The sequence below is a fragment of the Kitasatospora sp. MBT66 genome, assembly GCF_000710405.2.
Classification (GTDB): Bacteria; Actinomycetota; Actinomycetes; order Streptomycetales; family Streptomycetaceae; genus Kitasatospora; species Kitasatospora purpeofusca.
In genome coordinates this window covers 111,357-123,063 of the sequence record NZ_JAIY01000001.1, presented here as the reverse complement: position 1 = coordinate 123,063, position 11,707 = coordinate 111,357, and the positions used below count along the sequence as shown (strand labels likewise).

11 protein-coding genes are annotated in these 11,707 nt (G+C 76.9%); all 11 read right to left on the bottom strand.

Annotated features, from left to right (window positions below):
- Positions 1–215 precede the first annotated feature (215 nt).
- The 11 genes from BI06_RS00605 to BI06_RS00555 all read right to left on the bottom strand — a co-directional run bounded on the left by BI06_RS00605 (position 216) and on the right by BI06_RS00555 (position 11,634).
- Positions 216–2,090 (bottom strand): hypothetical protein, encoded by a 1,875-nt coding sequence (locus BI06_RS00605; RefSeq protein WP_149030202.1) that lies wholly within the window; start codon positions 2,088–2,090, stop codon positions 216–218.
- A complete protein-coding gene (locus BI06_RS50135) occupies positions 2,087–3,073 on the bottom strand; it encodes a hypothetical protein (protein WP_043463640.1) in 987 nt (328 codons plus the stop codon). The genes BI06_RS00605 and BI06_RS50135 overlap by 4 nt, the downstream gene beginning before the upstream one ends.
- Before the next feature lie 53 nt (positions 3,074–3,126).
- A complete protein-coding gene (locus BI06_RS00595; RefSeq protein ID WP_051740045.1) occupies positions 3,127–5,244 on the bottom strand; it encodes a tetratricopeptide repeat protein in 2,118 nt (705 codons plus the stop codon).
- Positions 5,241–5,930: a hypothetical protein gene (locus BI06_RS00590; protein WP_051740044.1), complete on the bottom strand. Its 690-nt coding sequence runs from the start codon at positions 5,928–5,930 to the stop codon at positions 5,241–5,243. Before BI06_RS00590 ends, BI06_RS00595 begins: the two co-directional genes overlap by 4 nt.
- The gene (locus tag BI06_RS00585; RefSeq protein ID WP_043463631.1) at positions 5,927–6,874 is read right to left on the bottom strand and encodes an SAM-dependent methyltransferase; all 948 of its coding nucleotides are present in this window, start codon (positions 6,872–6,874) and stop codon (positions 5,927–5,929) included. Before BI06_RS00585 ends, BI06_RS00590 begins: the two co-directional genes overlap by 4 nt.
- Complete coding sequence (locus BI06_RS00580; protein ID WP_043463628.1) at positions 6,871–7,077, bottom strand: DUF5999 family protein; 207 nt, start codon at positions 7,075–7,077, stop codon at positions 6,871–6,873. The genes BI06_RS00585 and BI06_RS00580 overlap by 4 nt, the downstream gene beginning before the upstream one ends.
- On the bottom strand, positions 7,074–7,919 hold the full coding sequence (locus BI06_RS00575; RefSeq protein ID WP_043463626.1) for a hypothetical protein: 846 nt from the start codon (positions 7,917–7,919) through the stop codon (positions 7,074–7,076). Before BI06_RS00575 ends, BI06_RS00580 begins: the two co-directional genes overlap by 4 nt.
- Positions 7,916–8,371 (bottom strand): hypothetical protein, encoded by a 456-nt coding sequence (locus BI06_RS50130; RefSeq protein ID WP_158516355.1) that lies wholly within the window; start codon positions 8,369–8,371, stop codon positions 7,916–7,918. Before BI06_RS50130 ends, BI06_RS00575 begins: the two co-directional genes overlap by 4 nt.
- Positions 8,372–8,502: 131 nt before the next feature.
- Positions 8,503–8,940 (bottom strand): hypothetical protein, encoded by a 438-nt coding sequence (locus BI06_RS50125; protein ID WP_043463621.1) that lies wholly within the window; start codon positions 8,938–8,940, stop codon positions 8,503–8,505.
- Between the two features lie 31 nt (positions 8,941–8,971).
- A complete protein-coding gene (locus BI06_RS00560) occupies positions 8,972–9,892 on the bottom strand; it encodes a sensor histidine kinase (protein ID WP_043463620.1) in 921 nt (306 codons plus the stop codon).
- 536 nt (positions 9,893–10,428) lie between these two features.
- On the bottom strand, positions 10,429–11,634 hold the full coding sequence (locus BI06_RS00555; RefSeq protein WP_043463618.1) for a helix-turn-helix domain-containing protein: 1,206 nt from the start codon (positions 11,632–11,634) through the stop codon (positions 10,429–10,431).
- Positions 11,635–11,707: the final 73 nt, after the last annotated feature.

Genomic DNA, 11,707 nt, shown 5'->3' with positions numbered 1-11,707 from the left:
CAGGCGGTCCTGCCGCCCCGGTCGGGTGTCGACGACCCGCTCGGGGGATGTCCCGTCGGCGCGGTGGTGGATCTCGGCGAGTGCGAGCAGTGTCCGCCGGTCCGGATCGCCGTCAGGCAGGGCGAGCCGGCCCGCGGCCTGCCGGGCGGCTGCGGGCGTCAGGCCGGTGGCATCGAGGCCGGGGACCCACAGGGTGGCGAGGCGGGCGGCGGCGCTCACGCGGCACCGCCGGTGCTGTGCCGCAGTGCGGCGGTCCGGGCGGCGGGACGGGACAGGGTGAAGGTCGAGAGCGGGCGTCCGGACGGGGAGACGGCGTCGCGGCGGGGCCGGACGGCGGCGGGCGCGCGGGTCGCAGCGGCTTTCATCTCCTCGTCCCATGTGGTGTCCGCCCACGCGCACACCGCCCGGGCGCGTTGCTCCGCGGTGCCGGCGGGCAGCGGCAGGGCGAGCTCCAGGCCGGCGTGGCCGGCGTGCCGGTCGCGGGCGTCGGCCAGATCCTTGGCCAGCTGCGGGTCGAGAGCGGCCAGCGCGCCGGTGAGTTCGGCCAGCGCGGCCCAGTTCTCGTCCGCCCGGTCCGCGGAGACGAGCCGCAGCGGGCCCTCGCCGGGGCGGGCGGGGGTGAGCGCGGCCTCGACAACCGCGGCGGTGCGCTCGGTCGGGGCCCCGGTGGAGGTGTGGACCAGGGCGTCCGCGCCCAGCCCCGACGGCAGTGGCCTGTCGGTGACCAGCACCCTCGGGGCCCGGTCGTCGGCGAACCGGGCGAGCACCGGCCCGCGGTCCCGGGCGGGAAGGACCTCGGCGTCCAGGCCGATCCTTGCGAGGGCGACGGCAAGGGACCGGGCGTCACGCGGGCCGCTGTGCACGAGGATGCGCCGCAGGGCGTGGGCCCGGACCAGGTCCGCGACAAGTTGGGCCGGGGCTGCGTGCTGGGCGCTGCGGCCGATGGCTGTGGCCGCGAGGCGGTAGTGGCGCATCAGTTCCAGCTCCGCGGCCCGCCTCAGCGGCACCGCCGCCGTGAGCGCGCCGGTGACGGCCCGCCGGCAGCCGCCGCGCCCGGTGCGGTCCGCGGTGGTGAACCGGGGTGCGGACGTCAGGCGCAGCACGCCGTCGGCGGGCGGGCACTCCTCGGGGCGGGCGGTCGGGTCGCCGATGCCGGGCAGGTGCGCGTCGAACACGACGGCCAGGTCGAGCAGCGGCCACCGGCCTTCGCGGTGCAGGCGGGTGAGAGCGGGCAGGCCCTGGGGGGTGGTGACGAAGACCGCGGGCAGGGTGGTGCCGGCGGCGGCGCGGACGGCCGACGGGTTGGTGGCGGCCTCGACACCGGGCGGCAGTGGCAGCCGGGCGGCCTCGGCCCTGCCCAGGACGGCGAGGACCTGGCCCGTGTCGAGGTCCGCGGCCGCGAGGACCTCCAGGTCGTGCTGCCAGTACTCGCCCGGCTCGGTCAGGACCAGGACGCGGCGCAGGCCGCCGGTGCGGGCGGCGGCCGCCGCAGCGAGGCGGGACTGCTCGCGGCGCGGCACCATGACCAGGGCCCGCCCCGAGGAGCCGAGCTGTCGCAGCGCGAGGGCGACCGGGAGCCGCAGGTGGTCGGCCACCGGCGCGGCCGCGGGCCCGAACCGCCTGGGCATGTCCGCACGGCGTACGACCCCGGCCAGGCAGCCCAGCCCGACGGCCTGGTGCACTGTCGCCACTTCCAGGGCCCCGAGGAGGACGTCGCGGCGCTGGCGCACCGTCGCCGCGCTCGCGCCGATCTCCGCGCCGACCGTCCGGTCGTCACCCCCGCCGGCACTCAGGCGCAGCAGCAGCCGCTTGTCGGCGGGCAGGCGGTGGACGGCCTCGAGGTCGTGGGCGCCGAGGTGGCGGGCGGTCAGGTGTCCGGCCCAGGCGTAGTCGGCGACCAGTTCGGTGCGGTCGCGCGCGCCTGTGACCTGCTGAAGGTGGGCCGTGCCGTCCTTCACCCGGGCCGGGGACCAGCCCAGCGCCCGGGCGATGTCCTCAATCCCGGACGGTCCGGCGAGCAGCCTGGCCAGTGCGAGGGACCCGGCGTCGGCGGGCACCTCCGGGCGCCCGGCGAGGGCGGCCGCGCTCACCGCAGCGCCCCGGTACCGCACGCGAGCGGGCCGGCACCCTCGCCCGGGGCCAGCAGGACCCGCGGCGCCGGCCCCTGCGGGCGGCCGGGCGTGACCAGCACCAGCGTGCGCGACCGCGCCCCCCACAGATCCACCACCCGCGCGCTCGCCCCGGCGGTGCGGCGCTGCTGTGCCGTCCGCGTGCAGCCGTCGATGCGCACGAACACCTCGGGGCCCGGCGTGGTCGTCTCGCCGGGGAAGACGGTCCGGGCGGCCGCGTCCGGCCCCACCCGGCCCGCCATCAGCCACAGCACGGTGCCGTCGTCGTACGTGCTGCGCACCGCGGCCACGGCGCCGCCGGCGGTGACGGGCTCGACGCGGGGTTCGCCCCCGCCGTCGAGCAGCGGCACCCGCAGGGCCGGGCCCGCGGAGACGGTCCGGCCGGCCCCGGGCCCGGCCTGGGGGCGCAGGAGTTGCACCGCCGGGGTGTCCGGCACCCCGTGCACGGTCACCGTCCAGCCGTCGACCCGTGCTGTCCAGCCCTTCACCGGCCCGCCGGGCACCGCCCGGCAGCCCGTGGCCGGGTGCGGGACGCCGTCGGCGACCAGCGCGCCGGCGGCGAACAGGCCGGCCCCGTCGCCCGCCAGACTTCCCTCGGCCCGGTCCCCGGCCGGCACCGGGCACGGCAGGTGGGCGCGGACGGAGACGGTGACGCCGTCGGCGTAGTGGGCGGTGGTGCCGGTGTAGCGGTTGCCGCCGTCGACCGTCTCCACGGTGGCGTCGATCCGCAGCGGCGCCCCAGCCTCGGAGGCGTGGAGGACGGCGACCGCCAGCCCGGTGACACCGGCCACGACGCCGGCCCGCTCGCCTGGCGCAACGGACGGACCGGGGTCGAGGAGCAGGCCGTCGGGGCCGGGCGGCGGGGAGACGAGGGCCGGTTCCAGGCCGGGGCAGGGGCCGGGGCCGTGGGTCGGGGGCCGCTGGGGTGAGCGGGGGCGGGACACGAGCTGCTCCAGGATCGACGGGGACGGGCGCGGGGCAATGAGGCGAAGGCGGGTCAGGTCGGTGACCGGCCGGCCGGACCGGTGAGGCGTTCCAGGTGCCGGGCAAGGCGCCGGACGTCCGAACTGGACGCCGCCGCGGTGTAGGCCTCGAGGGAGGCGGCGAACAGCTGGTACGCGGCGGCGGGCCGGCCTGCGGCTTCGCAGGCGAGAGCGCGCCACTCCCGCAGGCGCGCGCTCCACAGCACGTTCCCCAGCGCCTCGGCGGCGTCCTGGGCCGCGCCCAGCACACGCCCGGCCAGCACCGGATGCCCGGCACCGGCGAGGACCCTGCCCGTCCAGGCGAGCGCCCGCATCGCCTCCAGCGACTCACCGGCCAGCGCCTGCCGGGCCCGGCGCAGCAGCGCCAGGGCGGGCCGCGTCTCGCCGAGGTCGGCGAGGACGCCGGCGAGCACGATCTCGGTCAGTGCCACGCCGCGTACGTAGCCGAGCTCGCGGCGCAGCCGCAGGGCCTCCTCCAGCGGGGCGCGGGCCGATTCGGGGTGTCCGGCGTCGTGCCGAGTCGCGCCGATGTCGTGCAGATGCTGCGCCCGTGACAGGGCCGCATCATCTGCGGGATCGGTGTCGGCGCTGGCGAGCGCCACGTGGAGCAGGTCGAGGGCCTCGTCGTGGTGGCCGGTGGCGCGCAGGCCGATCGCGAGGCTGTTGAGGGTCTGGCGTAGTGCGGCGGGCGGCGCGTCGGGGTCCTGGCGGACCGCATCGAGCGCCAAGCGGTAGAGCCAGAGCCACAGCGGGTAGTCGCGGCCGGCCAGGACCAGTGGCCAGAGGGCGAGCGCGGCGCGCCACACCAGCGTGTGGTGGCTGGCGCGGGCGGCGGCGTCGACGAGCGGGCGCACCAGGGGTTCCTGGGCGTCCAGCCAGGTCCGGGCGCCGGCCGCACCGGTGAACGGCGGGTGCCCGATGGTGGCGAGGGCGGCGTCGGGCGCGAGCAGCGGGCGGCGGGCGCTGGCGAGGGCCCCGGCCGTCTCGGCGGCGCCCACCCACCACGAGAGCGCCCGCAGCACGGTGTCGGTCGCGGCCCGGGGCCCGTCGAGGGCGGTGGCGAGAGCGGCGGCGTGATCGTGTCCGGGACCGGGGAGCCGGTGCCGCGGCCCGGTGGGGCCCTCGCCGGCCGTGGCGGTGAGGTGGCGGCGCTCGAGCGCCGCGAGGTGCGCGGCCGCGGTTGCCGGGTCCGTGCCGGTGGCGGCGGCGAGCAGGAAGGCGTCCACCGGGACCGGCGGCAGCGCCCCGAGCACGCGGTAGGCAGCGGCGTGGGTGTCGTCGAGGCGGGCGTGGGCCTGGTCGAGGGCGCGGTGCACGGCCTTCTCCACGGGATGGGACCGGGAGGCGGCGGTGGACGGGGTCAGAGTGTGAGCGAGGTGTGCGGGGGTGAGGTCGGGGTCGAGCTGGAGCTGGGCGGCCGCCAGTCCGATCGCGATCGGCAGGCCCGCGCACACCTCGACCAGCCGCTCCACGCCCGGCCAATCGCCTCGCTCGAGCTCGCGGCAGGCGAGCGCGGCGAGGAGGTCACCCGCGTCGCCCGCGGGGAGCGGGCCGAGGTCGAGGTGCACGGCGCCGTGGGGCACCAGGCCGGACAAGGGGGCCGGTGCGGTCACCACCGTTCGGCAGCCGGCCGCGGGCAGGAGGTCGCCGACCAGGGTGTCGTCGAGGGCGCCGGCGAGCAGGACCGCCGGTCGGCGGGCCGCGCTCAGGGTCCGCCACAGGCCCTGGGCCTCGTCGAGCCGCTCGGGCACCTGGGGTGCGCCGAGCGCGCGCAGCCAGCCTCCGAGGACCTCCAGGGCCACGGGTGCCCGGCCGGCGGCGGGCCGCAGGTCGGCGGCCAGGTAGCCGCCCGGCTCGTCGTGTGCGCGCAGTACCCGTGCCGCCAGGGCGGTGCGGCCGATGCCGTCGGGGCCGACCAGTACCGCGATGCGCCCGGCGGCCAGAGTCGCGGTCACCGTCGCCTGTTCGGCGGTCCGGTCGACGAACACGGTCGCGGGGCGCGGCAGTTGGGCAGGGCGTTGCCACCGCTGGGCGGGGCCGGGGTGGATGTGGACGCCGCCGTGGATGCTGCGGGCCTGCACCACCGGCCCGCCCACGCTTCCGCCCGTGATCGTGTTCGTGGTCGTGTTCACCGCGCCGCCTCTGTCGGGGCCGCGAGGCGGCCCGTGTCTGCGGCGCCGCGGGCTTCGGCGTCCAGGTCGACGGGTGTGCAGTCCCACAGCGTGCGCAGCCACCGGGTCGCCGTGATCCACCCCAGTCGCGGATCGTCGTAGCTCAGCACGCCCTGCCCGACCTCCACCGCCCGGCCCTCGCGTTCGGCGAACACCGGGCCCGCGACGTGCGACAGGTCGCTGTCGCCCACCCGGACCGACACCCAGCCGCGTCGACGGCCCTCCGGGCACGCGTCGCGTGAGCGGAGCGCGCACGCAAGGCAGATCGGCGGGTGCTCGACCGCCACGCCCTCCGGCCACCCGGCGGGTGCCGTATCGGGGCGGGGCATCAGCCACAGGGTCCCCTCCGGTGTGCGGTCGGGGTCGCCTTCGCAGCCCTGGCACAGCTCGTCGGCCATGAACCGGTACTGGCGGGCCGGGTGGACGAGCTTGAGGCGGGCGGTGCCCGAGCCGGGCGCCTGGAGTCGGCGCTGGATCAGCACACCCGTCGCGTCGCGGTCCTCGTCCCTCTCGTCCGCGTAGCCCACACCGAGCACCCGGGCGGGCCAGAACGCAGTCGCCTGCGAGGACTGGAGCACGATCTCGCCGGTGCGGGACTCCCCGGACCACAGGGTCACCGCCGGCACCCCGCGCGGCATCGTGTTCACCGACCGGCCCCGCTCTCCAGGACCACCACGGCGAAGCCGTCAACCGCCCCCGCACCGCACGGCGGGCCCGGGGTCCGCCAGGTGGAGGCCAGGACGGCGACCTCGGCGCCGGTGCGCGGATGCCAAGCGAGCCCGGCCCCGGCATGGGCCGCAGCAACCGCAGCCCGCCGCTCCTTGTCCCCGTCCGGGGCACGGTGTGTGACGACCAGGACGCTGCCGGCGGGCAGTTCCTCGCCCAGCGCTCGGAGCAGCGCGCGGGCCTGCCGGTCGGTCAGCTCGTGCAGGACGTCAGACAGGACGACGGCCACCGGCCGCCGCCAGTCCAGGCCCGCGAGCGGGGAGCGCAGGCCTGCCAGGAGCGGGCCCGGTTCGGTGAGGTCCGTGTGCAGGTGCCGGGCGTGGCCGGGAACCGGGGTGTGGAGCAGGGCGCGGACGTGGGCCATCACCATCGGGTCCCGGTCCGCGTAGAGGAACCGCGCGCCCGGGGCGACCGGGAGGACCGCCGTGTGCAGCGGGCGCAGCTCGGGCGGTGCCAGGGGGTGGTCGCCGGTGGTCAGGCCGCAGCCGAGGTCGGCGTACTGGTCCGTCCCGGAGGCGGCGAGGCGGGCGACGTTGTCCAGGACGAGGCGGCGGGCCGCGGCGGCGTCCTGACTCCAGGCGGGGTCCGCCTGGAGCAGGTGCTGGGTGGCGAGCCGGTCGGGCGCGAGGTCGTCCTTGCCGCCCAGGAGCGCGGCGGCGACGCGGGCGGATGCGGCTGTGTCGGTGCGCAGGTCGCTCCCGTGGTGGTCCTCGCTCCAGCGCGAGCGCCACCACCGTGCTGGCGGGTCCTGGTCGGCAAGATCGGGCGGCGGTGCGAGGTGGACGACGGCGCGTGCGCGCGTGCCGGTGGCGTGGCCGGCCGGACGGTCTGCCAGGCCCTGGCGCGGGGAGGCGGGCCCGTTCACGCAGCCCGCCCCCGGGTGGCGGTGCCGGGCCTGCGGGGCGCGACGGTGCGACCGTCGGGCAGCAGCAGGCCGGTGTCGGAGGAGCAGACGACGCGGTTGCACAAGAGGGTCCAACCCCGGTCCGGGTGGTTCGCCACCGGGACGGCCGCCTGGGCATCGCCCGCCCCGGCCTTGTGGCAGTTGGGACGGTGGTCGCAGCTCATGACGAGCTTCCTTCCGGCTCGGTAGCGGGACCGTGGGCGGTCAGCAGCACCTGCGGAATGCCGGGCACACCGGCGGGCGTGCGGGCCGCGACCAGCAGGCCCCGCCACCGCGTGGCGCGCACCGTCCACCCGTCGGTGCGGCGTTCCTGGGCCATCAGGAGGTGACCGTCGACGCGCAGGTACCCGGTCATCTCCGTGGCGTCGGGCAGCAGCTGTGCGGCCAGGTCCGCCGGACCGGCTCCGGCGGTGTCGGGCCGCACGCACGCCAGGGACCCGTCCGGGTATGTCGTGGTCCGCTGCGGGCCGGCGGCCTCCTCCAGTTGTCCGGTGCCGGTGCCGGGGCGGCTGACCAGGACCGCGACCGGCATCGCCGGACCGGGTTCGCCGGCCAGCACGTTGACGGCGTGCGAAGCATCGGCCGTGCGGGCCGTGACGTCGGTCGAGCGCACCGGACCTCGGTGAGGGGCGCGGTGGGAGACATTCCTGGGTCTCAGGCGCGGGGGGCGGTGGCCCCGCGGCGGCGCGGGGAGCGGTGACCGGACCTGGGCGGCCGCTCCCGCACCGATGCCCGCGACGAGCACGAACGCGGCGAGGAGCGAGGCCTGCCAGAGCCCGGCCCGGACCGCCGCGAGGACTGCCGCCGCGGCAGCCGCGCCGGCCAGAACAGCCAGCAGGACCACGCCGAACAGGGCGCCGGCCAGCGCTGTCCGCCGACCGCCGCCGACCGGGGGACGCACCGTGTGCGGGGCCGTCGCACGGTGCGGGACCGGCCGGGCAGCGGTGGAGACCTGCGGTGCGGGGCGCGCGTTGCGGGCGAAGGCCGATGTGTGGGGTGTCGTCATGCCGCTCCCCTCGCTTCTCCGGCGCGGTTGGCGCCGGGGCCGACGAGGCGCAGGTGCGGGGCGGTGCCCTCGCCCGGCCGGTCCGGGACCACGGCCAGCAGCAGCCAGCCGTCCGCCTCCAGCGCGAAGGCCCGCCACCCGCCCGCCACCGCCACGACCGTCGGGTGCAGCCTGCTCTCCACGAAGACGCGGGCCGCGCCGACGGGTGCTCCCAGGAGGACGGTCGCGAGCAACTCCCGCGTGCCGCGCCCCGGGCCGGCCGGGGCCGCCCGGGTGAAGCTTCCGCCGGTGTAGGAGCAGGTGACCGCTATGGTGCCGCTGTTCGAGGTGGCCCGGACCCCGGCCAGGGCGGAGGCGGCCGACACCAGCAGCGCCGCCGCGACGCCGGTCCGGTCGGCGACCGCCGCCGGGTCCTCCGGTGCCGCGCGGACAGGGTCACGGCTGTCGGGCACCGTGCGGAGCGGACCGCGCGGTCGGCCGGTACGGGGCCGGCCCGGCCGGGGAAGGGATTTCGCGGTGCGGGGGGTGGTCATCGGATCGTCCTCGCGGATCGCAGGGGCAAGTGGCGGGTGAGGGGGGCCGGTCAGCAGGCGCTGCGTCGGACCTCGGCGGCGAGGTCCGACAGCGCGAAGTCCATGGCGGCCAGTTCGGCCAGGCCGCCGCCCACCAGCGCGACCAGCGCGCCGTCTGCGAGCGGTTGTGCCAGCAGCGTCACGTCGTCGAACTCGCCGCAGAAGCGGTTGAGGCCCAGGCCCGGGGAGGCCGGGGCGGCGCCGATCGCGGCGCCGCAGCCTCTGATCGCCGCGGTGGCGGCGGTGAGGGCGGCGGCCGCCGCTTCCGCCGTGTCCCGGTGGAGGTCGCCGGCCGCGCACAGCAGCAGGCCGTCCGGGCTCACATGCAGGGCCGCGGACACGCCGGAGGCCGCGACCGCAGCGGCCAGCGCCTGGGGATCGACCGGCAGGAGGGCGCCGGCACCGGACGGGCGGACGGACACGGGGGCGGGCGAGGCGGGTGTGGACATGGGCACGGGTCGGCCTTTCGATCGGGAGGGACTACTGGATGCGGCGCAGGGCGGGAGCGACGGGAGCCGGTGGCGGGGTGAGGAGGGCTGGCGGCAGAAGCAGGCCGGCGGTCGTCCGCCCGGGGCTGCTGGTGACGGCGACCTGGAAGTTCAGGTGCCGGGCGGCGGCTGCCACCAGCCGCAGACCACGCCCGGTCCACGTCGTCGCGGGCGGGATGCTCCCGCCGCCCGCCAGCACGCGCCGTACGGCCGCGAGGGTCTCCGGTGGCAGACCCGGTCCGGTGTCGGTGACCACCAGCCACACGGCGCCGCCGGGATCCGCCGATCCCTCCAGGAGGACCGGGGTCTGCGGCCCGGCGCGCAGCGCGTTGTCCAGGAGCTCGGCCAGTGCGGCGACCAGCGGCTCGACGGCCCCGGCCACCACGTTGAGGGCCGGGGTTCCCCGGACCTCCACCCGTTCGTAGTCCGCCACCCGGCTCTGCGCGGCCTGGCCAACCTCGCGCAGCGCGGCGGGCCGACGCCTGACGGGCCAGCCGCCTCCGGCCAGCACCGTCAGGCGGACGCCGAAACGGGCGGCGAGCGCCCCGGCGTGGTCGGCGCAGTAGAGGTGGCGGAGCGCGTCCTCGTTGAGGACCGTCTGCTGGGCGGCGGTCAAGGACGTGGCCTGGCGGCCGAGCTGGTCGAGGACCGGCCCGATGTCCGCCGTCACCTCCTCGGCGGTCTGCCGCCGGAGCCGGGCTGCCGACGCGAGGACCAGGTCCGCGGCCCGCAGGACGGCCGACGGAGCCCCGTCCAGGCGCGGGGACAGACCGCCCTCGGCGGCCCGCAGCAGGTGGGGCAGCCATGTGTCGACAAGGGCCGCTTCTGCGGCATCCTGCACTTCCTGCCGCACGGCGGCCAGGGCGTCCGCGGCGCGGCCGCGGTGACGTCCCGTCCGGGAGAAGACCGCCATCACGACCCCCCGCCCACGGCCGTGCGGACGCCGGGACGCCGTCGAGCGCCGGGTGCATCGGTGCGGGAGCGACAGTGCCCTCCAAGGGCAGCTGGGACGCCGCCAGCAGGCCCCGGTAGAGCGGGCGACTCCGGCCCGCAAGCGCCGCCGCCGTCCGGCCAGACCCCTTGGGCGAGCCGGAGCAGCTGCCCCTGCACCACGGTGTCGAGGGAGGCTTCGCCCCATTCGCCCGCCGCTGCCGGCGCCGGTTCGACCGCGCTGTGGCGCGGCGTGGCGGGTACCGGCACGACTCCCGTGCCGGGCGGCGTGCGTACGCACAGCTCCGCCGAGACTCGCGGCCGGCGGTCGGGCAGGGTGTCCCGTAGGCGCCGTAGCAGTGCCGGACCGGAGCGGCGCTGCACAAGGACCACGATGCGGTTGCCCGGCAGGTTCGACATGATCCAAGAGTGGCGCCGCAGTTACTGATCGTGAATGCACGGAGCGTGGTACCCGGGGCAGATCACGCCCGCTTGGATACCACGCTCCGTAGTAGTCCGTCAGATTCCGAGCGGCACCCGGGCGACAGCCGCGATCCTGCGGACCCGGGCGACGTTGTGGTCGGCGATTCGTGCTGCGACAACCCCGGGCAGCGCCTGGTGCCGTACCCACGCCGGTGCCATCAGACACACCCGCTCGAGCTCGTCCGCCGCCGCCTCCCACCGCTTCGTTTCGGTGTTCAGCAGCGCAACGTCGAGGAACCAGCGGGCCCGGGTGGATAGTGGCATGCTGCGGTCGAGTACGGCACCCTCCGCCAGACGCTGGGCCTTCCCGATGTCGCCAAGTGCGATGGCGACGCTCATGGCCTGTGTAGCGACATAGGAGGGGCCGAAGGGCTGGTTCTGACCGCCCCGAGCATGCTCGCGGCCGATCCGGGCGGCCACCGCGTGGGCCTGGCTGAGCAGGTCCCGGGCCTTATCCGAACTGGCTCCTCCCCGGGACGCGGCGACAGCGGCGTTGGTGACCAGCTGGCCGTAGACGCTCAGCCGATCCGGGTCCGTCTCGGACATCCTCGGCTCGATCGACCCAGCCGCCCGCTCGGCCACCTGGACGCCGAACTCGGTCTGGCCGTCGCGCAGGCTCACCCAGGCCACCGTGGACGTCAGGTGCGCCGCGCGCAGGTCGTCGCCGACCGACAGGGCGGCCACTCGGCCGTAGTTGAGTGCCGAGCGGGACAGATCGCGTTGCCCGAGCAAATTCGAGGCGTATGCAGCGGTCTGGTAGGCATCCGCGAGAACACCGGCTGCTGCGCTGCGCTCCTCTCCGGTGGCGGAGTCGTACAGCGCCCGGGCCTCCGGAAGCAGTTGCGACAGTACGGCGCCCAGCTTCGGGTAGTCGGAGACCCACAGCAGCGCGTCGGCGTGCCTCACGGCGGCCTGGAGGTCGGCCAGGGGCCCAGGTTCGTTGAGGGTGACGTCCCCGAGCGCCGAACCGTGGACCGCCTGCGACATGGCCCTTATCGCGGCGCGTTCGTCGCGCTCCATGCCGCGCCTCGGTGACTGCTGGCCCAGCATCGTCGAGACGTCCGTACCCAGCGCGGAGGCGATCTTCATCAGGTACGGCAGGCTCAGGTTTCCGCCCTGCTCGAGCTTGCGGACCGTGCCGACACTCACGCCCGAGGCTTCGGCCAGTTGCTCCTGGGTCAGATTCGAGCCGCGAAGGAACTTGACCCGTTCACCTGTGGTGCGGTCCTGCCACTGCGTCATAACGTGGTCTCCGTCCTGTGATTGGCCTCACGGACGACGCTACGCCCCAAGTGCGTGGCCGCGACAGCCGTTC